The 23,042-nt window shown below is 63.9% G+C and carries 17 protein-coding genes; 3 read left to right on the top strand and 14 right to left on the bottom strand.

Annotation, left to right across the window (positions count from 1 at the left end; all coding sequences use genetic code 11):
* Window position 1 precedes the first annotated feature (1 nt).
* From CH306_RS17635 to CH306_RS17680, 10 genes are all read right to left on the bottom strand, one after another.
* The gene (locus CH306_RS17635; RefSeq protein WP_094647421.1) at window positions 2-2,173 is read right to left on the bottom strand and encodes a hypothetical protein; all 2,172 of its coding nucleotides are present in this window, start codon (window positions 2,171-2,173) and stop codon (window positions 2-4) included.
* An 8-nt stretch (window positions 2,174-2,181) separates the two neighbouring features.
* Entirely contained in the window at window positions 2,182-2,922 is a 741-nt protein-coding gene (locus CH306_RS17640) for a hypothetical protein (RefSeq protein ID WP_094631344.1), read from the bottom strand.
* 72 nt (window positions 2,923-2,994) lie between these two features.
* Window positions 2,995-3,408, bottom strand: a complete 414-nt coding sequence (locus CH306_RS17645; protein WP_094647423.1) for a hypothetical protein — start codon at window positions 3,406-3,408, stop codon at window positions 2,995-2,997.
* Window positions 3,409-3,466: 58 nt separating this feature from the next.
* Window positions 3,467-4,057 carry a hypothetical protein gene (locus CH306_RS17650; RefSeq protein WP_094631342.1) on the bottom strand — a complete coding sequence of 197 codons (591 nt, stop codon included), beginning with the start codon at window positions 4,055-4,057 and terminating at the stop codon, window positions 3,467-3,469.
* Entirely contained in the window at window positions 4,054-5,751 is a 1,698-nt protein-coding gene (locus tag CH306_RS17655) for a peptidoglycan DD-metalloendopeptidase family protein (protein ID WP_094631341.1), read from the bottom strand. The genes CH306_RS17650 and CH306_RS17655 overlap by 4 nt, the downstream gene beginning before the upstream one ends.
* Before the next feature lie 146 nt (window positions 5,752-5,897).
* Window positions 5,898-7,979: a cutinase family protein gene (locus tag CH306_RS17660; RefSeq protein WP_094647445.1), complete on the bottom strand. Its 2,082-nt coding sequence runs from the start codon at window positions 7,977-7,979 to the stop codon at window positions 5,898-5,900.
* Window positions 7,980-8,017: 38 nt separating this feature from the next.
* Window positions 8,018-9,307 carry a MinD/ParA family ATP-binding protein gene (locus CH306_RS17665; protein WP_094631340.1) on the bottom strand — a complete coding sequence of 430 codons (1,290 nt, stop codon included), beginning with the start codon at window positions 9,305-9,307 and terminating at the stop codon, window positions 8,018-8,020.
* Window positions 9,307-9,963 (bottom strand): hypothetical protein, encoded by a 657-nt coding sequence (locus CH306_RS17670; RefSeq protein WP_094631339.1) that lies wholly within the window; start codon window positions 9,961-9,963, stop codon window positions 9,307-9,309. Before CH306_RS17670 ends, CH306_RS17665 begins: the two co-directional genes overlap by 1 nt.
* Window positions 9,964-10,037: 74 nt before the next feature.
* Window positions 10,038-10,631: a hypothetical protein gene (locus CH306_RS17675; protein ID WP_254924321.1), complete on the bottom strand. Its 594-nt coding sequence runs from the start codon at window positions 10,629-10,631 to the stop codon at window positions 10,038-10,040.
* A gap of 49 nt (window positions 10,632-10,680) precedes the next feature.
* Window positions 10,681-12,021: a hypothetical protein gene (locus CH306_RS17680; RefSeq protein WP_244165053.1), complete on the bottom strand. Its 1,341-nt coding sequence runs from the start codon at window positions 12,019-12,021 to the stop codon at window positions 10,681-10,683.
* Window positions 12,022-13,142: 1,121 nt separating this feature from the next.
* Between CH306_RS17680 and CH306_RS17685 the strand changes: the two genes are divergently transcribed.
* The gene (locus CH306_RS17685; RefSeq protein ID WP_037183640.1) at window positions 13,143-13,595 is read left to right on the top strand and encodes a helix-turn-helix transcriptional regulator; all 453 of its coding nucleotides are present in this window, start codon (window positions 13,143-13,145) and stop codon (window positions 13,593-13,595) included.
* 95 nt (window positions 13,596-13,690) lie between these two features.
* Here CH306_RS17685 and CH306_RS17690 read toward each other — a convergent pair whose 3' ends face one another.
* The 4 genes from CH306_RS17690 to CH306_RS17710 all read right to left on the bottom strand — a co-directional run bounded on the left by CH306_RS17690 (window position 13,691) and on the right by CH306_RS17710 (window position 19,155).
* On the bottom strand, window positions 13,691-14,695 hold the full coding sequence (locus tag CH306_RS17690; protein ID WP_037183642.1) for a GAF domain-containing protein: 1,005 nt from the start codon (window positions 14,693-14,695) through the stop codon (window positions 13,691-13,693).
* Window positions 14,696-14,747: 52 nt separating this feature from the next.
* The gene (locus CH306_RS17695; protein WP_254924320.1) at window positions 14,748-15,713 is read right to left on the bottom strand and encodes an SDR family NAD(P)-dependent oxidoreductase; all 966 of its coding nucleotides are present in this window, start codon (window positions 15,711-15,713) and stop codon (window positions 14,748-14,750) included.
* 378 nt (window positions 15,714-16,091) lie between these two features.
* Entirely contained in the window at window positions 16,092-16,535 is a 444-nt protein-coding gene (locus CH306_RS17700) for an acyl-CoA thioesterase (protein ID WP_244165159.1), read from the bottom strand.
* 1,168 nt (window positions 16,536-17,703) lie between these two features.
* Window positions 17,704-19,155, bottom strand: coding sequence for an NAD(P)/FAD-dependent oxidoreductase (locus CH306_RS17710; protein ID WP_094631389.1), 1,452 nt, complete (start codon window positions 19,153-19,155; stop codon window positions 17,704-17,706).
* A gap of 1,590 nt (window positions 19,156-20,745) precedes the next feature.
* On the opposite strand from CH306_RS17710, the gene CH306_RS17720 reads away from it, so the two are divergent.
* A complete protein-coding gene (locus tag CH306_RS17720) occupies window positions 20,746-21,501 on the top strand; it encodes an SDR family NAD(P)-dependent oxidoreductase (protein ID WP_037183649.1) in 756 nt (251 codons plus the stop codon).
* Window positions 21,502-21,637: 136 nt separating this feature from the next.
* Window positions 21,638-23,017: an MmgE/PrpD family protein gene (locus tag CH306_RS17725; RefSeq protein WP_094622278.1), complete on the top strand. Its 1,380-nt coding sequence runs from the start codon at window positions 21,638-21,640 to the stop codon at window positions 23,015-23,017.
* The last annotated feature ends 25 nt before the right edge of the window (window positions 23,018-23,042 follow it).

The raw sequence follows: 23,042 nt of genomic DNA on the forward strand, positions 1-23,042 counted from the left end.
CTTACTTTCCTTCGGCTTCGGACGGAGCGGACTCGGCACTGGATTTGGCTTTGCTCATCGCCGCCGCTGCGGACTGCGCGGCGATCGGCACCGCCGCTGCCCCGGCCGAGGCGACCGTCGCGGCCGATCCCGTCGCGAGCTTTCCTCCAAGTCGGCCGGCCATACCCATCGTCGAGCGCTTCGGTGTCGACGCCCCGCCCTTGTCGGCACCGCTGTGGGCGGCCCCGGTGGTGTGGCCGGGAGTGGAATTGCTCGACGGGGCCGAGTGCGCGGATCGGGTGGCCTTGTCGACGCCGTCGCCGGAGCGGGTCGAGCGCGGTGTGACGGTCGAACCGCCTCCGCCACCTCCGCCGCTCCGGCTGCGGAACAGGGCCGAGCTGCCCACGCCTCCGATGACACCGCCGGCGACGGAGCCACCGCCGCCGCCGAACCCTTCGGAGTCGGCCTTGGTCGGCAGGATCGGTGCCCACTTGAGCATCGCCCACGGTGCCAGGCCGACGACGACCATCGAGGCACCGACGAGCACGAGAGCGCCGAGCGAGGTCAGGTCTCCCGAGCCGCCGCCGCCCGAGAGCAGAGCGTTGTTGGCCCCGGCGAGCACGATCGCGATGAGCAGGAACAGCATCGGCTTGCTGAGCACGATGCCGACGAACGTGAACAGTGGCCGCAGAGCTTTGGTTCGCCACGTCGGGTGCACCCACATGCCGTAGCCGATTCCGGCGACGCACGCGGTCAGCGGAAGCCCGATCTGGTGCATGAGCAGACCCAGGTAGACCGACATCGCGCCGAGCAGCAGGATGCCGAAGAAGACCAGTCCGACGATCGAGCCGCCGACGACGGTGTCCTTGTTCAGCGTGCCCATCGTGGCGTAGATGTTCTCCACCATCTCGGTGATCGTGGATCCGCTGAAACTGGCGATGCCCTCGGTGAGCACCGTCGCGAACTCGATCACCAGTTGAGCCAGGGCCAGGGAGAACAGCATCATCACCACCCCGGCCGGCATGTAGCCGAAGACGTTGGCCACCAGCTCCGACGGTGAGCCCTTGTGCCGTGATCGCATGATCGCCAGCAGTACCGCCAGCGACATGACCATGATTCCCAGACCTGTCGACCCGGCGTAATAGGTCACGAACCATTGCTGGGTGGGATCGAAGTCGCCGGTCGAGGTCAACCCACGCAGCACGGCGTCGGTGAGTGAGAGTGCCCCGCTCTTGGTGGCGTTGACCCAGTCGTCGATGACGGTTGTTGGATCGGTGACGAAGTCGACGACGTCGTTCGCTGCCTCCGAGATCCACGAGAACGCCTGCAGGTAGGCCTTGCCGAGCTTGTACTGCGGGGTGGCCGCGATGACCTTGCCGAGGGTGTCGTCGAGGCGTTCGGTGAACGAGGTGTTCTTGTCGATCCAATTCGCGGTGCCGGCGAACAATCGTCCGATCGACAAGTTCCAGTCCTGGCAGCGGCTGGCATCTGCCCGTTCGGCTTTCGAGCAGTCCACGAAGAACGCGTGCATGCAGTACTGGTCGCCCGAACCCTGCGAGCACGGGTCCGACCAGGCGGCGTCGGGCACCTTGTCGGCACCGGGCAGCGCTTTGATCGCGGTCAGCGAGTCCGCGTCCGGGCTCTGCGCCCAGGCGAAGCCCCACGTGCCCCATTCCTTGGTGCCCCACCGAGCGAGGTCGGCGGCGCAGGTTCCCGTCGGTGGGTGAAAGCTGGTGTCCCCGGCCGGAAACACCGTCGGCAGAGCGTCGGCCGGTGGTTCGGTCCCGTCGGCGACGGCCTGACGGGTGATCCCGGCCGTGGCCTGGGCCTGCGGGTCGCTGCCGACCGCGCCCGCACCGCCGAGCATGACGGCTTTGTTCTCGTCCGATGCCGTCCAATACAGGAGCCGGTTTTCGTTCGTGAGTGCTTGGGAGATATAGGTTCCCAGGTCGCCGCCGTGGTCTGCGCAGTTCCCCGTGAACCAGGGCCCGCTCCGAAATTCCTCGGTACCGCCGATGAACTTCTTGAGATCGTCCGGAAAGTGCGCAGGCAGCCTCGAGGCCGGTTGCTGGGCGGTGACCGCCCCCGGTGCGGGAGCGGGAACGGCGGAAGGCTGGGCGAGCGCAACAGCGGGTGATCCGAACAGTGCCACCAGTGCGGCGGTGACCGCGATGAGAACGAGACGGCGAATCATGTTCTCTCCTAGTCGATGTAGAAGGTGTAATACCCGGCGGTCAGTTGACCGCCGAGCGCGGAATCAGCGGCCGGGTAGGAGGCGTCTTCCGGGCGCGGGCCCTGGCGGTAGGACCAGTCCTTGGCCTTCCAGTCCCCGTCCTGCCAGACCAACGAGATGTCGGTGGTTGCCCACAGCGTGCTGACAGCGACGGTGCCGGTGTTGTTGATGTCGGACTGGGTGGTGGTCATCGACCACACCGAGATCTGCGCGGCGTCGGTGCTGAACGAGGACACGTGCACCGCGGCCGGCAGGGTGTTCATCACGTCGCTGCTCTCGTCGCGGTTGCTGCCGAGTTCGATCTCGCGGGCCAGTTCAGCACCGGGGTCGGCAGCGATCATCGTCGAGCGGACATCGTTCATGTCGATGCGGCCCTGGCTTCCCTGATCGAACGCCTGGAGCACGTTCACCGCGGCCGTCGATGCGCCTTGGGTGTCGCGGGTGTAGCCGCTGGGGACACCGTTGTTCACCGTCGTGGGTCCGTGTACTGCGCGTATAGCATCGGAGCCACCGCCGCCGGAGTTGTCGGAGCTGCCCGACAGACCGACCACGATCACCGAGACGACGGCGAGGATCGCCAGGGCGACGGCCCCGGGAATGATCCAGCGCTTGGGGGCGGGTTTGCTGTCGGAGTGCTGATCACCAGAGACGGTGCCGGTGTTGGGCGAGCTTGGGGGTTCGGCGCCGACGTTGCGGTAGTCGATGGCCATGATGGGTAACTCGTTTCTGCGGACGGTGCCCGCGTCGGGGAGGGGTAAGAGTGGTGGTCAGAGCCGGGTCGACTATGCGCCGGGCTGGACGAGGAGTAAGACCGCGCCGACGATCGGCGAGACAGCGGCCACTCCGCCCAAGATGATGAGCGAGAGCTTGAGATCCTCGCCCGCTTCGCTCAGATCGCTGGACATCCCGCGCTTGCGGGCCTTCCTGGAGCTGAGGAACGAGGTCAGCACCCACAGACCGGCGAGGGCGATGCTGGCTCCCCAGATCGCCGCGAGCAGGCGCTTCCACGTCTGGTTCAGAGCGGGCCCGAATAATCCGATGTCCGGGTTGACCCCGTCGTACGGGTTGACGGTCTGTGCGGCGGCGACTCCGCCGGCCAGCACGGTCAGCGCGGCGGTGAGGGCGAGGACGCCGAGGATGCGGCGCGCTCGGTGCGGTGTGCGGGTGGTGGGTGTGGTGACGGAGTCTGTGTCCATCGGGGGTTCCTTTCCGTAACACGTTGTTCTGCAGTGCCAGTGGATGTACGAGGCGGGGTTATTTGTCTTGAATGCGGCTCACTTCCCAGCCGTCGGAGCCGCGCCGCAGGATCATCGCGACGACCCTCTCGCTCACCGGTGCCCCGTCGATGCGTTGGGTGACGCGGTAGGAGCGGTAGGCCGTCGAATCGTTCTGTGGGGGAACGGGTTCGTCGTCGGCGACGAGGTCGGGGGTCAGGACAGCGCCGCGCGCTGCCCAGTCCAGCCACTGCGCGCCGGGGCTCGATTGCGCTGTGGTGGAGGTGATCTCGCGCGCGTAGTCGGCGGTGAGCAGCGGTGCGGTGCGGGCGGCGGCATCGTTGGGTCCGGCGTCGACGGCGGTGTTCCAGGTGAACCAGACCGTCAACGCCGCGGTGGCCATCGAGTCCGGGTCCTGGCGGTCCACCCCTGCCGCGATGTCGGGCAGCGTGGTCGCGGCCGGCGCCGGGGTGCGGGTGGGATCGCTGCCAGTGGGCGGTGGCGTACCCGGGGTCCACTGCTGCGCCGGGATCGACGGGGCGTCGGTGCCGCCGGTCTCCTGGCCACCGCACGCGGTGAGAACCGTTGCAGTGATGAGGATTGCGGCGAACGCGGTGTGGGTGGTTCTCATCCGAATCTCCGTGCTGTCAGGCCGCTCGCGGGCGGGGTCCAGTCCGATACCTTCACGACGTCGCCGGACTGCGGTGCCTCGACGACCTTGTTTCCGCCGAGCCAGATGAAGATGTGGCCCGAGTGGGGTTGGATGATGTCGCCGGGAGCGAGCTCGCCGGGGGTGGCGATCACGCGGCCGCGGCTGTCGGCGATCTGTGCCGAGTCCTGGTGGGGGAGCACGATCGCACCGCCCGAGGCTTGTGCGACGGCGTAGAGGACCAGTCCGGAGCAGTCGAAGCCGACCTTGTCGAAGTCGCCGATCATGTCCGCGCGGCCGCCGCCGTCGCTGACACCGCGGGTGGGGCCGTTGCGGTCGCCTCCGCCCCAGGCGTAGGTGGTGCCGAGCCAGCGCATCGCGGCCGCGACGACGTTCTGACCGAACGGTCCACCGGGGACGATGCCCGGCGTGGCCTGGGGGACGGCGACGGAGAACGCTTCTGGTGCGCGGCGGGGAATCTTCGCGACGTAGTCGAGGGTTTCGGCGTTCTGGCACACCCGGCCCTGCGAGAGGGTCGCACCGGGCCCGCAGTTGTACATCGACAGGTACAGCTCGGTCAGGTCGCCGCTGACCTTGCCGGCGGCGAGCGAGTCCTTGGCGATGCCCGCTAGCTCGCAGTCGTAGGCGGCTTGACTCATCACCGCGTCGGCGATGCTGCGGGTGTCCTTGCGGCCGTCTCCGTCTCCGTCGACGCCTTTCGCGGCCCAGGTGGCGGGCATGAACTGCGCCGGTCCGTCCGCGCCGGAACCGTTGTTGTGGGCGTTGACGTTGAAGCCGCCCTCTTGTTCGAGCTGCGCGGCGACGACCGGGGCGGTGACCTCTGCGCAGACGGTGCCGGCCTTGACGATCCACGGCTCGAAGTCCGCCGGGACCGACCCCGGTCGCAGTCCGGTCGATCCGGCCGGGACTCCGCAGCCGGGTTTGATGGCGGCGGCGAGTTTGACCGATCGACTCGATACGCCTTGCGCCGCGGCACCGGTGGTCGGGGTCGCGGCGGAGGGGCCGGCCGGGGCTGCGGCGAGGACGTCTGCGGTGGCGGTCGGTGCGGTGGCACCGGCGGCGGCGAGCCAGGCGACGGGATCGACCGGGCTCGATCCGGATGCGAGGCGGGTGCCGGGCCAGACCTCGAAGTGCAGGTGCGGGCCGGTGGACTGTCCGGCGTTGCCGACGCCGCCGATCGGGTCGCCGGCTTTGACGGTCTGGCCCGCGGTGACCCCGACGCCGTCGTCGTTCATGTGGCCGTAGACCGTCGAGAGCGACTGTCCGTCGACGGTGGTGTCGATGATGATCCAGTTGCCGAACCCGCTGGCGTGTTCGGCCTTGACGACCGTGCCGTCGGTGGCCGCGTAGATCGGGGTTCCGATCGGGGCGGAGTAGTCCTGGCCCTGGTGTCCTTCGGCTTCGCCGGTGACCGGGTTCGTGCGGGCACCGAAACCGCTCGTGGCCTGATAGGTGCCTTCACGCAGCGGCATCACCACTGTTCCCGAGTGCGGGGCCACTACGGCCGCGCCGGCAGGCATGCAGGTGCCTTCGTCGACCGGCGGTGTGCGATCGCCCGAGAGGACACCGAACATGCCGATCGCAGCGACGGCGGCGATCAGCAGCAGGCTCAGTGCGCCGGCACTGCCCTTGCTGCCCTGCTGTGATGCTGCCATCGGTGCATGTCCTCACGAATCGAAAAAGATGATCAGTGCCCGCCCGGACACCTGTGGTGGTACGTGTAGTTCGGTTGTGGTGCTGTAGTTTTCGGCTGCTCTGCGTCATACCCGCCCGGCTGCAGAGCCTGCTCGGTGGTCGCCGGTCAGCCCCCGATCTTCTGGGTGAAGAAGTCGATGAGCCATTGCAGGGCGCTGCGGCCGGTGGAGTCGACCTTGAAGTCGCCGTAGGACTGGTGCGCACCGGAGGCGAAGAACGTCGCGGCGTCGATACCGGCACCGACCAGCTCCGCGGCATCGCCGGCACTCGGTGACGAGGCCAGTGAGACGAGACTGCCTGCCAGACCGGCGAAATCGCCGGTGGAGGCTTGCTGGCCGATCGCTGCGGACTGTCCGGTGACCTGGGTCTGTGCGCCGAGTTGGTCGGGGCTGGTCTTGGCGGCCGAGCCGGTCAGGACTCCGACCGCGACCGAGGCGAGGTCGAGCCCGATGGGAAGCAGCTCGGCGGTGGCCGCGAGGTTGCCGGTTTCGAGGATCTTCCACGCGACTTCCTGAATCGCGCCGACATCGTTGGCCAGGCGGATCACGTCGACGTTGCCGAGCAAGCTCAGCACCAGGGAGGCGATCTGCGCCGAGCCGCTGGGGTCGGGGATCATCGCCACCAACACCGACAGGGTGTGCAGATCCACTCCCGCGGCCATCTTCACGATCGGTGCGAACTGGTTGTTGAGATCTCCGGCGATCTTGTGCGATCCCGTGACATCGAGTGCAGCGACCTTCTGCGGCAACGCGATCAGGTTGTCGACGATGCCTTGGTAGTCCAGACTCGTGAAGCCGGTCGCGACGTTGACGACCTGGTTGACCACCGTCTTCGGCTTGAGCAGCGAGAGCACCTGCGTTGCCGAGGTCAGCGCGTCCGGGGACACGGACTGCAACGGTGCGACCTGCCCGCCCAGGGTCGACGCAGTGCCTGCGAGGCCGGCGGTGGTGCCGGTGCCGCCCAGTACCGACGATGCGGTGTCGGCGATCGAGGTCGCTGTGCTCAGGACTGCGGGAATGTCGATCTGGTCCAGTGCGTCGAGCACCGTCGAGGTCTTGGCCTCCGGTGATCCTTCCGGGGCGGTGTCGAGAGTCGAGCGGATGCCGGGGTTCGCGGCGATCACCGACTGCACGTCGGCGACCGGTTCGAGGGTGTTGAGCAACGATGTCGCGGAGGCCCCGACGCTGGCGACCTGCGACTGAGTGCGGTTGGTTCCCACCGAGTCGGGCAGGGTGGCTACCCGCTCCCCGAGAGTCGATGCGGTGTTCGCGGCACCGGCCAGATCGACGCGGGAGAAGTCCGAGACCAGCGACGACGAGAAATCGCTGACCCCTCCGGCCTGTGTCGGCGTCGTTCCCGGCTGTGTCCCGGCACCGGTCACACCGCCCTGCGCGGTCGTCGACGGCACTGCGGTACTCGACGCTGCCGCGGTTGACCCGGTTCCGGCCTGTCCGCCGGTGGTGGCCGGGTCGACAGGCTTGTTCGCCAAGACCTTGCCCAGGCCCGCGAGCAGACCGTCCTTGCCGGCGTTCGTCGAGCAGTACAGGTCCGTGGGATTGCAGAGCTGCTTGACCACCGGGGCGAGAGAGCCGAAGCCTTCGGGCCGGACCCCGCCGATGCCCTGGCCGTAGACCTTCGGTCCGACCACGGTGCCGCCGGCGGTGCCCTGGTGCGGATCGGCGACCAGGCCGACGCCGAGAATCCGGGACGCGGGAACGACGCCGCGTCCGTTACCGATCTCGGCGGCGACGTCGCCGGCGGCGTCCGCGCCTTGGGAGTAGCCCGAGAGCAGGAACTTCGACGTCGCGCACGCCGAGGTGAGGATGTTGTTGATGGCGCTCTTGCCGGTTTCCTTGCTGTCGGCGTAGGTACGGCCCTTGTCGAACGCCGACGCCGCGTATGCCGGGTAGTAGACCTCGATGTCGTTGCCGTACTTCTGTTTCAGGGCGTTGCCGACGGTGGCGAGCATCCCGACCGGGGTGGTGGGATTCGCCGCGGCATTGGTCTCCCACGTACCCGGGGCCATGATCGCGACGTACTTCGCGCACGAGGTCGCCGCCGTCGCTGCCGGTGCGGCGTGTGCTGGGACAGCGCCCAAGGCCAGGACCACCGCGGCGGCTGCTGCCATCGCGGAGTGCGCCCAGCGCGGTCGTCGTAGCGCGGTGGTGAGCGTTCTCTGGCCGGTCATGGTGTTCTCCTCGTGTGCTCGAGCGGGGTGGGGACGGGTCAGGCTCCGCGACGGTCGCGGCTGCGCCGCTCCCACTGCGAGAGCTGTGGGGGTGGTGCGCTGTCGGGCTGGCGGTACACCGGCTGCGGGGAATACGGATCGGTGAACTGATAGGCCGCGCCGGCTCGTGCCGCGGCGACGTTGTCGGCGACCAGCGCGGTGACATTGGTGTAGGCCTCGATCGTGTCCGGGGGGAGGTCCTTATAGACGATCCGATCGCCGCGGGCGAGCGCTGATTCGTACGGGGCCTGAATGAAATTGCCTTCCTGGACACCGAGATTGCGCAGGTCCTCGAAGACCGCCGACGCCAACTGCGGGTTGAAATCGGGTGTTGCACAGGTCACGACGATCGTCGACGCCAACAGGTGCCCGTAGCCGCGGGCGATGATGCCCTCGAGCATCTGATAGACCTGCCGGGCGATGTCGAGGCGTAGCGGGAGCGGAACGACCAGGGCATCGGAATGCTGCACGGCCCACTGCCAGGACTCGGCCAAGGGATTGGCGGCGGTGTCGATGACGATCAGGTCCCGGTGTCGGCGCAGCACTGCCATCACCGCGGCGCATTCGTCCCACCCCAGATTGCGCTCACGGTCGGCCGAATTGTCCGCAGCAAGAATGTCTTCCATCGTCGGTTGACGCCGCAGGAACGCGTTGAGCGATCCCGATACCGCCGACGAGGACGCCAGCTCGTGTGCATGGTCGAGCAGGTCCCACACCGTGAGCTCCGGATCGGTGGTGCGGGCGGCTCGATCGCCGAGACTGCCGAGCGATTCGCTGGCGTCGAACACCGTCACCCCGTGGCCACGGTGCTTACCGAACGTCGAACCGAGCAGCACCGATGTCGGAGTTTTGCCCGCTCCGCCCTTGGGATTGATGACCGAGACCACCGAGCATCCGGGAAGGGGTTGTTGCACAACGCGAATCGACTGACGCAGTCTGACTTCGGCCGAGGTGGGCTTGGGCTTGAGATGAGTTCCCAGGGCGGCGTTGATCCGGCCCCTCAGCCCTGCTTCGGCGGGCTCGGCGGTCGGGTCTTCTTCCTGGCGGTCGAACAGTCGTGCTCGGTAGAACGCTGCGGGGTCGACGTCGGGTGTTTCGACCGCTGCCAATGCGCCCTGCCCGACCCCGTACGGGTCCGGTGCCGTGTCGTCGGCCGGCTCCTCCGCAGGCTGTTCGTCCGGTTCGGATTCGGGTCGTCGTAGGCGTTGAGCGCGGAGGTTGACGGTGTCCTCGGCTTCGTACCCCGCGACGGGGTTGTCGACGTCTGGGCGCGGGTGCTGTTCGGCCATCAGCCGACCTCCGCTTGATCGTCGACGAGCAGATCGGAGAGCCGGATGGCCTGCCACGGACGGTGTCCGGGAACCTCGCACCACACGGTGGCCGGGTTCTCGTCGTCGATCTCGAGGCGTTCGAGGTGCACTCCGTATCGCGCGGCGAGAGCTGCGAGCCGTGTGCCGTCGAGGTGCGGGTTGGAGATATGCAGTATCAGCCGGATCGCGGGGGCGTCGAGCTCTTCGCGTAGCTTGCCGGCGAGAAAGGCTGCCTTGCCGGCCGCCGAGTCGTCGGCCGATGTTTGATCGCCCTGCCGAAAGACCGCATCCTTGGCGTGAAATGTTCCGTACCAGGCTGTTTCGTCACCGTCTCCGACCACTGCGAAGCTGCCACGCTCATCACCTGCGGCGTAGAGCTCGACCACCGGTGCGGCCGATGCCGCGGAGGCGACGGCGTCGGTGACCTGCTCGGCTTCGCTGGCGCGCAATCCGTCGTAGTCGAGGGCGAGCTGCTTGTAGAGCTCTCGTTTGATCTTCTGCCACATCGACCAGTCGGTCAGCCCGGACTTTTCGGCCCATGCGCGGATCTCGCTCGCGGTCGACGCCTCGAGGGTCTCGCGTGCCTGTCGTACTGCGGTGGCGGCCTCGGCCCATTCGCTCGCTGCATCGCTCATGTCCTGACGTTCCTTTCGTGGTGGCTGTTCGCCGCGGTGCTGCGGCGATCTCGCGCTGTGGCGGCGGTGGGTGATCACGCTTGCTCGATGGCGGCGATGACGTAGCGACCGTCGACCTTGTCGGTGGTGATCCGTTGGCGGTACTGCGTCCCAGGCCCGTTCGGGCCGCTCTCGGTGAGAGTGAGGGTGTAGCAGCCGGTGCGCAGCGGGTCGATGTCGAGGCAGTAGGTGGTGCCGACCGGGACGGTGGCGATACCTGCGTCGAGGTTGGCTTCGACGGTGAACGGGGCACTTGCCGGGGCGTTCGGTGACACCAGAGCGTGCGCGGCCGCGCCCGATCGCTGGACGTAGTACGCGTGCTCGAACGCGGCGATGACCCCGGGGCCGCTGTTCTGATCACCGGTCGGCATCGAGCAATCCGGCCCGGCCGCAACGGTTGTCGGCGCGACGGAGGAAGCGGCTATCGTGTCGGTGGCTGTCGTGTCCGGCTCGGAGTCGCCACCGCTGAGCAACACAGCGGCGGCGACGGCTACGAACACGACAGCAGCCCCGGCGGCCGCGATCGCGCGTCGGCGCGATCGCGGCACACGGGGCGCGCTCGACGGCACCCCTGATCGGGCTGGGCCGGTGGCACTGGCAATCGGAGATGTCGTCGAACGGCGGATCATCTGGAATGTGTCCTTCCTGGCTGGTTCAACTAGCTGGCTGTAGGGCGAATCAGGCGGGTGCGAACGCCGCCTGCAAGCCGCCGAGAGCGGCAGTGGCCTGATCGACGATGGGTGCGGCTGCGGTGTTGACCGCGGCGACGGTGTCGGCGACGGCAGGCTGCTCGAGGGCCTTCGAGGTGAACCCCTGTGCTGCTTCGACGGCCGGTGCGGTCCACACCGACGCATCGTTGACGGCTTTGTCTACGATCGGAGCCGCGTTCTGAACGGCTTTGTCGGCCGCCGCGAGAACCTGGCGGCCGTTCGGGTCGGCCGCGAGAGTGTCGCGAACTTGCCCGATGGGGCCGGGGAGATCGACTGTCGCGGCCGGCGGGATCGTCGGAACGCTGTCGGCAGCCGGGGGAACCACTGCCGGGGCGGGGGCCGGCTCTTCGATGATCTGCTGCTCGCCGCCGAGGACGGTGGCACCGAGGATGCCGCCCATGACAGCGCCTGCGCCGGTCAGGCCCAGCACGATCGGTGCCGACAGTGCTGCGCCGACGCCTGCACCGGCAAGTGCGGCTGCGCCGGGGATGAAGACCCAACCCACCGGTCCTCCCCAGACGACCGCACCGGTGCCGGTGGTAGCGGCGACTCCGAGTCCGCCGCCGACAGCAGCAGCGGTGCCGGTGATCACCGCGGCCGGGACCACCGATGCAGCGAGGCCGACAGCGCCACCGGTGATGACACCGGTCGCGGTACCCGCTGCGATCCGGTCGGCGCGGGGCGCGTCGGCGAATCCGTTGTCCACAAGCCAGTTTCCGCCATCGGCTTGTATCGCCTGCAACGTGTTGTTGGTACGTGTGAGCAGGTTCTGGTCGACGATGTTGGTATCGACCGGCACCAACGTGCCGCCGGCGATGAAGGTTCCGGGCGGGGCCTCGATCGGGGCGATGACCTTGCGCTGCACCGTCGGGACCGGCGGCGGTGGCGGCGGTGGCGGCGGAGTCGCCTGCAGGGCCGGGGGTGCTTCACTCGGGGCAGCCGGCGGAGCGGGGGCCTGGTAGTAAGTGTTCTGGTAGTTCGAGGACTGCTGGTTACCGGCCAAGTAGTCGTCGTAGCTACGCGATGGGGTTTGCTGCACCTGTGGTGAGGGCTGGTAGCCGTCCAAGTACTGGCGCGGTTTCGGAGCTGGCGGCGGCGGGATGGCCGGTGCCGTCTGCGGTGTGCTCGTGACCCCCGGTTGTGATCCTCGAGGACTGGTCACTCCCGGCTGAGATGGTGCAGCCTGCGCGGGAGCGGCCTGCACGGTCAGGCCGGCGATCGTCACCGCGGCCACGGCGGGCAGCGATTTGATCACCCGCCCTCGCTTCTTGGATGAGCGGTGGTGTCCGGTGCCCTGTGATGCTGGCATTGGTGCCGATCCCTTCCTGGTGCGACCCGGCGATCGGGTCGTGCTGGTGAATGCGTCTGCGGGACAATCACTCTGGCGACAATTGGTTTTAGTGAGTCGGTGGGGAGAAGTGGATGGGTGCGTGCGATCGATAGGTTGTGGGGCAGTTGCACGCACCCATCACGTGCTAGAGGCTCAGAGCCAGCCGAAGACCACCGACCAGAACCAAGGCTGCTGGAAAATCCACATCAGGTACGGAATCCTTTCTGTGCGAACGGGTGTGGGTTCGAGGGGCGATGTCCCGGCGGGGCCACGCAGCGCTGAACATGATGAAATGCGCTTACTACGCGACCCTCGCGCCGGTCCACCGGTCGAGCTACAAGGCGCGGGGGAGCTCCTGTAGCTCACGAGTGGGGCTATCAGCGAAAGCCCACTCGAGTCGGGGCAGTCCGAACTGCCAGGTCTACGGCATACGGGTAGGAATGGACCGCTCGTTGCACGATGTGGATGGCTTCCACTCGGCTAGCAGTGCTCCGTCGTCACCGATGTATTGATGGCGACCGGAATGCCCGTGGTCGAGCGAGCATGCAATCAAGTCGCCATGTGTCCGATTCACGACGATCGCCGTGCAGAACTGATGCTCTGGGAGGAAATTCGGCTCCATCGCATCCCGTGCGGTGCTCACTTCGGTTCGGCCCCGTGACTTCGACGGAAACGGCAATGTCGGTCGAATGCGCTTGCTGTCGCACCTCGTCCGTAACGGCTCAACGCTGAACTTCGACGACGGTAAATGCTGGTCTGAGCCGTCGATGGCATGTGCGATGCGGCAAGGGCGAGCGACGCGAACATGTGGAACTCCCGACAGGAATGATCGGACGGATTCTTTGAACAGACCGACCTGATGTCCCGCGCTACAAGCAGTGCCGAGATAGGCAAGCACCGAGGAATCCCTTTTGGGCGCGCATCAGGACTGTAGAACAGGTTCAGTGCACCGCGCAATTGGTTCAGCTCCGTAGCACCGAGATCGAAGGGATGCATGACAGCAACTGTAACGCGCAACTATAAAACGCACAAGAGTCCAAGGTCATGACGGATCGAGGAAGATGGGACTGTCTTGAAAGGTCGACAGGGAGTTGGGGACAGTGCCGCGAAGCGGAGTTCGTGGGTTTCGCGCCGACCGGTTGCGTGAGCTACGGGTACGGGCGGGGTTCAGTGCAGACGACCTCGCGGCGAAGGTGGGCGCGACGAGGCAGGCGGTATCGACCTGGGAAACTGGACGCTCGACGCCACCGCCTGCGACGCTTGGCCGAATCGCGAACGCCCTGCACACGTCCGTAGCGGCGCTGGTTCCGATCCCGCAGTCTCAGCTCAAATTGTCCGACCTGAGGGTGCATGCGGCGCTGTCCCAGGGTGACGCTGCGCAGCTGCTCGGGATGTCGACTACCGTTCTCGCCGACATCGAGCGTGGGCGAAAGTCCGAGACCGAGGAGCGCATCGAGTCGTTCGCCGAAACGTATGGTGTGTCGACTCGAACAGTGGCAGCTGCGTGGAGTCGGACTCGCGATGCCCGCACGACACGCGCACAATCCTTGTAAAAAACGCAACTATTAAACGCACCTTCGGAGTTCACGCTTCAACTGCACTCAGTCCGGAGTGGGCTATGTGGGTCCGCATGGGTCCGCGAACTTATTTACTCCTCGCACAATTCGGTCAGAGTGACGAGTGCGGCCGTGGTGTGCTGATCGAGTGAAACTAGAACGGCATCAATTGTCATCGGCTTCCAGTCGCCGTCAAGAGTTCTGAACCGAAGCACGCCGTTGGTGCGTTCGCGTGCGAGTGCGTTCGACATTTGCTTCGCAATTGGTATGTCGTCCGGATGAATCGCCGGTACCGGTTCGTCAGGAAGGTTTTCCCAGCAGATACTCGGTGCAGGTTCAGAGTTGTACCAGCGCAGCAAGCTCAGATTTCTAAGGTTGACCAGTGCGCGGTACTCGCCCTCCTTGGTGGAAGCCTCCAGAACGCGATGCTCGAGAATCGTGGGTGGGGGAGCGATATTGATTTCACCTGCGGGGCCGATGTCCTGGGTGATACCCCTCAGGATGACTTCGGTGCCCGAAATCCCGTCTTCGGCAATCATCCGGCACGAGAAATGCGCGGCTCGAAGTTCGCCGTCGTCCCGCCTCACTGTCCAGACCGCTTGGTGAGTGGTGCCCGGCGCTGATTGCACGATCTTGGCCATAGCTTCGCTCTCGTCCCGGTTGGTGACAAGTCGGGTGAACGCTCCGGCGAGTGCACGCTGCGTCTCGCGCTCGTCTTGCGGAACGCAGTAAAGGTCGAGTAGATCGTTGCTACCGCTTGCTGTGCTCTTGGTTAGGTTGAACTGCCACGCCCCGGCGGCGTCTCGTCGAGGTGGAGTCTCGTCGCGCTGGCCGAGCCACACCCATGCGCCATGTGTACGGCCCGCGAAGGTGTGCAGTGGTTCGGCCAGAATTCGCCTGTAGCGGTCTTTGCATGGCCGATCCACTACGGTGCCTGTGGAAAGCGCCTCAGCTACCGCGGCGACTGCCTCTTCGCGGCTGGTGGAGCTGCGGAGAACTTTACGAGGTGGAACAAAGGATTTGGGCGAAGACCCAACTCCAATCACGGTAGGCTCCGCGTCTCCGAACGTCTCTATCAGGATCCAGCTGTTCGACATAGTTGACCGACCCCCGCAGGTCTGGTGAATGGTTTCTGTTGATGACGACTTGTTAGGTCCGTCGTAGTGCTTGGAGCGAAGGCAGCAGCCGTTGGTACTGAGGGCCAAGTACGCGCGTGGTCGCGGTGACGAGGCGGGCGTCGTTCCCTATAGTCACCTGCGACTTCCCCCTCCACGCACCCGCAATGATCTTTCGGGCGGCCACTTCGGGGGTGGTTCGGGCTATGCGGCTATCGAAAAAATCGGCAGTCCGCGCGTGATCAACGCCTGGTGCCGCCCGCGCCGTCCGAGCGATCGACGTCTTGAGTCCACCAGGTATCACACAGGTCGCACGCGCGGTTCGTGACGCCAGCCGCAGTTCTTGGTTGAGGGCCTCGGTGAAACCTCGTACGGCAAACTTGGATGCGTTGTACGCCGAATAGCCGGGTGCAGACATGACACCAAATGCAGACGACACGTTGACGATTCGACCTCGACGCGACTTCAGGATGTCCGGCAAAAAAGCGCGAGAGCTGTTGACGACACTCTCGAAGTTGGTCGCCATCACTAGATCGAAGTCAGCTGGGGGAGTGTCGATGACATCGCCGCTGTAGAGAACGCCTGCGACGTTGAAGACCGCATCGATACCGCCCAGTGCGGAGCGTGACGACGCCGCCCACGAATCGATTTCGATTCGGTTGGTGACATCCAGGTGAGTCGCGTGTGCGGTGTTGGTGGTAGCCGCGCACTCTGACTGTGTGTCGAGGAGGGCATCAAAGTTATTGTCTGCGAGAGAAAGAGACCAGTTCGAGCGTGCTAGTTGCAGAGCGACCTCACGGCCCACTCCCGAACCTGCCCCGGTGACCGCTGCTTTCCATTCCCCCGGCATCTGCTCTGCCTCCCAGCTCTCGGTGCCATCGGTAACTAGGCACCGTAACGACTCCTCGCTCATCGCGCTAGCAACCAGCTGGTCTGTATCCGGTCGCTCGGATGAGCTGTGTCCGACAGCCACCTCCGGCACCTCGATCGTGGCGATCAACTATCGTCGTCACACCGCCGGACGTCTGTCCCCGTCCGCGAATGACCCCGTCGCCGAGAAGCCCTCCGGGGTACGGCGCGAGTAGGCCGGAGCCGGGGATCGACCATCTCCATGCGACCCACTGCTCGTCGAGGACACGAGCTGTTTGTAGGACTCGACCGAGAACGGTGTCGGGGCTGTGCAAACGCATTCCCTGAGCGCCGTGACTTGGCCATCCTGCTGCTTCTAGTTGACCGATGCTTGCGGCCGAAGCGAGTTGGTGGAGATGGTGTGCTGAGTCGCAGTAGTCGACGCTCAAGCACAAGTGCCGCAACCTTCGTAGGATCTGCGCGGGCGCCGCCGAATCCCGTGTCGCACGCGGGACTCTCGTGAATACTGTCAGATTGGTTGCTGATGTGTTGTCAGGTTCGCGAACCCCTGTCTGCGGGCGCGGGCAGAGTTATAGCGCTGTATGGCGATCTCACCGCTCGGATGCAGTGGTGGAACAGGTGCGGGATTGCCGGCCCCGTCTACGGCAACCATCGTGAAGTAAGAACTGTTGACATGTCTGAGTTGCCCCGACCGAATGTTCTCGGCATCCACGCGAATACCGATTTCCATTGAGGTCCGTCCGGTGTAGTTGACCGAAGCGGAGAAAGTCACGAGCTCACCGACGTGTATTGCCTCTCGAAAAATTACTCGGTCAACTGAGATTGTCACGACATAGGTTTGCGCGTATCTACTCGCGCAAGCATAGGCAACTTGATCCAGTAATTTCAGTAGCGCACCACCATGAACATTTCCCGAGAAATTGCTCATGTCCGGTGTCATGAGGACAGACATTGAGAGTGCCACTTGGCCGCGCGGGACGGCCTGATCGGATGAGACGTGGTCGGTCTCGGTACTATGCTGCATTGCACTCCTGATAACGTCAATAATTGAGGCGTAGATCCGACTGAGTAAGCGATTCCGTGAAGCAAATCCAGTGGTCACTTCGAAGCGCTTCCTTGCGAACAGTTCGGAGACGGCGAACGCTCAGTGCATGTTGGTGGGTGGTGATAGGGCCACTTTGGCGTAAGTCAGTCTGCCTATACGGGGACCGAAGTGTAGCCGACAATCTACGTTCGATCTGACGATGTGTACCAGCAAACGTGCTACACAGGCGCTGTCCTCGGCGACCTTGATGGGTCCGGCCGCGCCACGATATTGAACCGCGAGACGGTCGTCATCGGGACCTTTCACTTCTCGAAGTCCTTTGCGCTCAGGCGTGTACCTAGCCGATCGGCCAGATTCGACATTGTTTCGATCGCGCGAGCTTCGTAGAGTCCACCTTGGAAAACTGATCTGCGCAGCGGTTGTGACGATGCCAGGAATGGCGTTGGTGTCCGACGTGGGGGGAGTGCCAAGTGTGGGAACCGTGGAAATGCTGGCGACGCCGTGCACGGGAATTGCGCTCCACGTAGAAGTAGGGATTACATCACTGCTCGCCGTCCGGAACTAGTAAACGCGATGCTGCGTACAATTCGAGGCTGAGATGACGAGCTTCGAGGGGCTTACTGATGACGCAGATCAACCGGCCGGCAAGCGCTGCTAACCAGTCCCCGGCCGCGTTGGCAGGACGTGCGTGTGGAGTCGAAGCGGCCGGCATCTACAGTCCTACTCTGTACGTTCGCCAGCATTTTGGATCAGCGATCACAGAGTTGTTTCTCATTGAAGCGAGTTTGTACACGTGTAAAGATCGAACAACGAATGATCGTGCTGACTTCGGCCGGCATGAGTGCATCGGCTTCACGGACCAGATATCCACCGTCGACGGGCAAATATGTGCCGGTTGCTGAAGGTTCGGGATGGGTATGGACGATTTCAGAATTGGCGTCATTATTGTTGTCCTAGGTTCATGAGATCGATCGGAAATCGGCGAAGTCCGGCGAATCAAAGGCGAATGGCTTGGCTTCGCCTCATCCGAAGCCGGCAGCGCATCATTCGGCGCACTCGTGTATTGGTCTGCTGGTTAACCTCGGGTTCCTTGCAGTGGGCGCGTAACGGATTTTGGGTCCGGTGCAGTGACTTCGATACCGGCGTCGCTCGGGTCGGGCGCATTGAAACGGACCATCGCGGCCCGTGCGTCCACCTGCTGCTCGGTCATCGCGAGTTGGCCACGGCCGCGGGAGAAGAACGCCGTGAGCCACGAGATGACGGTCGTCAGACGGCTACGGAAGCCAACGATGTACACCAGGTGCACCAGCAACCACATCATCCAGGCGACGAACCCGGTGACCTTGATCGGTCCGACCTGCGCAACGGCACTGAATCGCGAGACGGTCGCCATCGAGCCCTTGTCGAAGTATTTGAAGTCCTTGCGCGTCGGTACGTCCCGGCCTGCGCGGACGGCTTCGACTCCCGCGGATATGGTACGTGCTGCGTAGCGGCCACCCTGAATCGCAACCTGTGCAACGCCGGGGAGCTTGTCGAGACTCATCATGTCGCCGACGACGAAAACTTCGGGGCGGCCGGGGAGCGTCAGGTCCTTGTTCACCACTACGCGTCCGGCGCGGTCGATCTTGGCACCGGACTGCTCGGCGAGTTGCTTACCGAGCGGGCTCGCCGCAACTCCTGCGGACCACACCTTCGTGCGGGCCGCGATGCGTCGAACAGTGCCGTCACCGTCCTTGACCGACAAGCCGTCGGCATCGACGTCGGTGACCATCGCGCCTAGCTGGATGTCGACGCCCATCTTTGTCAGACGCTTTGCGGCGGCCTGGCTGAGGGAATCGGCGAACGGCGGCAGTACCTTCGGTGCGGCGTCGAGCAGGATGATGCGGGCACTGCGGCTGTCGATGTGGCGGTAGGTGCCACGGAGCGTCTTGTGCGCCAACTCGGCTATCTGACCGGCCATTTCGACTCCGGTCGGTCCTGCGCCGACGACGACGAAGGTAAGCAGCTTCTCGATCTCGGCTGGATCCGTTGCGAGTTCGGCCTGGTCGAATGCGCCGAGAATACGGCCGCGGAGTTCGAGGGCGTCGTCGATGGTCTTCATGCCGGGTGCATAGTCGGCGAAGTGGTCGTTGCCGAAATAAGACTGACCCGCGCCCGCGGCGACGATGATGCTGTCGTAATGGGTGACGGTGACGCGCTCGAGGAAGCGGGACGTGACGGCCTTCGCGTCGAGGTCGACGGCGGTGACATCGCCGAGGATGACCGATGCGTTGTGCTGATCCTTGAGGATCAACCGGGTCGACGGGGCGATCTCGCCTTCGGACAGGATCCCGGTTGCCACCTGGTACAGCAGGGGCTGGAACAGGTGATGAGTGGTCTTGGCAATGAGCGTGACGTCGACGTTGGCTTTACGCAACTGTTTCGCCGCGAACAATCCACCGAACCCGGAGCCAATAATAACGACCTGGTGTCTGTGGATGCGCTCCGCGAGAGCAGGGGTTAGCTCGGGCGTGTCAGATGCGAGAATGGTCAGGTCCTTCCACGTTCGGGACGGCCGGGATACGGCTGTCGAGCACTCGCTGATGCAGCGAACCATCGGGGTCACTACTGTTTGCATCGGCTGCATTGGTAGATTCCGTCACCGTCAGCCTTCTTTATCCACTATCTGGTGAGCCAAGTCCAATATCGAAACTCGATACGGCTTATCAGTCTCAGCAATTCAGGCTGAGTCGTGGGGATTGGCCCGCGACCAACGCCCCTCGAAGTCGCGACTTGGTGGCACCGTAAGAGGATGAATCATCAGTGTGAACTGGTCATGTCGACCTCCGATCTGCTCCTACCGGTTTGTTGGTACGGGGAGCGACGTCAGGGAGAAGTCACTACCAGGCCTATAAGTGGTATCGGCTTTCGATACTGGATTTTGATATAAGGAAGTTGTGAAATTGGTCTGAAAAAATCTTGAAGTTCCGATCTCCGAGGTTAGCCGACGCTCATATGATCCCGAAAGCAGCTGAATGACCGCGAAAACGAGAGAAACGATCGCAAAAGACTGTCAGGTCTCGAACCGCAGCTGTATCCACGTGATCAGCGATGGGGGAGCAGACTGCTACCCAAATGCATACCTCATTCGCGTGATGCAAGGCGGAGATCTGCTGGTACTTGACCATGATCGGGTACGAGTGGCTTCGTACACGCCTGGAATGTGGACAATCGACGTCCTCACGAGCGGTTGAACGAGCTGACCGATGACGCTACTGCTCTAAGAGCAACCTCGAGATGCAGAGTCGGATCCAAACGGTTGGACGGTCGACTTGATGTGGGCCGTCATCTGCCCGGCACCGCCGACTTGTCATCAACAATTCTGAAACGCCTCTCCGTCGGCGACGATGGTTCACCGACTAGCCGTCCATGGTCGGTGCCACCCGTCGCCACCGCAAACTTGGAGTCGTAGTAGAAATGCCGTTCGGGCCCGTTCGCTTCGACTTGGATCCCGCGTTGATTGGTGCCCATTTCGCCGATGAGCTCAGGCAGCGCGCGGTTGTTTGGGCCCGTCCTGCCTCGGACAAGAGCAACAGTACGGACGAAGGTGCAGCTCCACCTCAATCCGGAACGAAGTACCGGGCCGAGGTATTCAGCAACTGATAGCGGGCGATGTCGGCTCGCCGACCTTCGCAAAGTAGGGGAGCGTGCTCCGCTCGGCCCAGCGCATTGGTTACCGCAAAGTCGATTCGCACGTTGCGCAGAACCACCGCTGACGTAGTCATGCAATCCGGCAACCCTTGCAATTGCAGCCGGGATGGCTCCCACTTTTCGTCGCCGCGGAGCTGTGCTCGTGGGCCGCGGAGCCGGAGCGCGGTCGACCAGATACCGCCGTTCGGCAGCATCGAATTCACAACGCGCGCGCTACGGATCGAGTACCTCATCCGACTTACCCACGACGTGTGCCTTTTCGGTGGATCTGCCACGCGAGTGTCACCTGGTGTGCGAGTCGGCGGGCACCCGACCTTGACGCAACCGTCTACATATGAAACTGTCTTTCACAGGCGAACGTGCGTCACGTCACATCCAGAGCTGGCTGTGACCTCGACGCCTCTGACAATTCATAGGAGATTGAGTGATGTTGCGATTTGAAGGCCGGACTGTCGTTGTGACAGGCGCGGGTAGTGGAATCGGTGCCGCGACCTCGGCTCGATTGATCGACGAGGGTGCGACTGTCGTCGTCGTGGACGTCACGCAGGAGGCGGTCGACGCGGCGATCGCCAACGTGTCCAACGCCGACCGCGTGCACGGAGCGGTGCTGGATGTCTGCGATCACGCCGCAGCCGTGAAACTTCTCGACACGATGCACCAGAAGTTCGGCAGTATCAACGGGCTCGTCAATTGCGCCGGCATCACCGGTGCAGGAACAATTGTCGACCTCGACCCTGAGGCTCATCGCAAGATCATGTCTGTCAATCTCGACGGCACGATAAACATGTGCCAGGCCTTCGTGCTGGCCGAGAAAGACACCCAAGGTCCGCGGGCGATCGTGAATATCTCCTCAGGGGCAGGGATTCTCGGTGTGCCGAATCGGCTCTCGTACGTCGCGTCCAAGTTTGCGATCTCCGGAATCACGAAATCGATGTGCCCTGAGCTGGGTCCCCTAGGTATACGCGTCAATGCGGTGGCTCCCGGAATGACCAGAACGCCTCTCACCGATTACATGATGAACGACCCGGTGAAGGCCGCATCGATCAATGCAAAACATCCAATTGGTCGAATCGGTTATCCCGAAGAAATCGCGGCGGCAATCGTCTTTCTGCTCAGCGATGACGCCAGCTTCATGACGGGCTCGGTCGTTTCGGTGGACGGCGGGCAGACAGCATGCCTATAGGGGCGCAGAAGTGTTGGTCATGGGCCACTACCGACACTTTGTATCGGCCGATCACTGTTTCGAGATCTGGATTGCCAACGAAACGGCCACCCCGACAAACCGACAACACCAATCACCCAATCGGAGAAAACCGACGATGACGAACCGTGACCTCTCTCAGGACCTTGCTGAGTTCGCTGCAAACACGCGATATGTGGACTTGCCGGCGGGCGCGGTCGAGGCCGCCAAGAAGAGCATTCTCGACACACTCGGGGTAATCCTGGGCGCAAGTGGCATGGAGCCCGCTGTCAGACCGATCATCGAGCTTGTCACCGATGCGGGCGGTAAGGAAGAAGCAACCATCCTCGGTTTCGGTGGCCGCGTTCCCGCCGCAGCCGCAGCCTTCGCGAACGGCACTCTCGCACACGGTCTCGACTACGACAGCCAGACTCCGTGGGGTGCACACCCGGACAGCTCACTTGTGCCGGCTCTCCTTGCTCTGGCCGAACGCAAGGGCTCCGTGACCGGCAGGGACCTCATCACCGCGGTGGCCATCGGTCAAGAGTTGTTCATCCGGCTACGTTGCAACGTCGGATGGAACATGGACTGGAATCTGTCGAGTGTCGTCGGGACGTACTCGGGCACTGCCGCCTGTGGCTCATTGATGGGGCTGACCGCAGAGCAAATAGCCCACTCGTTGGGCATTGCAAGCCTTACCGCAGGCGGCACCATGGAGCAAATATTCGGTGTCGGTAGCGACGTCCGGGGTCTGTACGCGGGATTCATCGCTCAAAGCTGTGTGAACGCAACCCTCCTGGCCGGGAAAGGTATGCATGGAATGCGGAACCTCTTCGAGGGGGAGGCCGGAATTTTCAACGTCTACTTCGGCGGCAAGTACGACCGCGAGAAAATGCTTGAAGGCCTGGGAGTCGACTACCTTAGCGAAGGCATGACGTACAAGTACTGGCCAGCGGTCGGAAACGCGCATACATACATTCATGCCGCAATCGAGCTGGTGCGCGAAAACCCCTTCGACGCTGCCGACATCGCCGAGGTCAGAGTGTACGTCGGCAACTTCGCAGAACGGATGACTCTCCCACTCCACGCTCGACAAGCACCGCAAACCATGATGGACGCTAAATTCTCGCTACCGTTCACAGTCGCAGTAGCACTGGTGAAGGGCTCGATGCTGTTGTCCGACTTCTCTATTGACACATTGAAAGATGCTGAAGTCCTTTCTGTGGCGAGCAAGGTGGTTCCGGTACAGGATGCCGAACTCAACTGGGATCTGAAATTGCCGGATGGCAAAGTCGAGGTGCAACTCCGTAACGGACAAGTATTCACCCGCCGGGGTTCTGATGTTCCTGGCACGCCGGAGCGACCGATGACCGTGGAAGAACTGTCGAAGAAGTTCGATGACTGTGCCCGCGTTTCTGTTCGACCACTACCGACGGAGGACATCGACCGGGTGACGACACTGCTCTGGGGGTTGGAGGCGTGCAACGACCTGACCGAAATCATCGAGCTCCTTCGCTGAGCGATGATTCTTTTAGATGTACCGA

Source organism: Rhodococcus sp. 15-725-2-2b (assembly GCF_002259075.1).
In the GTDB taxonomy this organism is placed as follows: Bacteria; Actinomycetota; Actinomycetes; order Mycobacteriales; family Mycobacteriaceae; genus Rhodococcoides.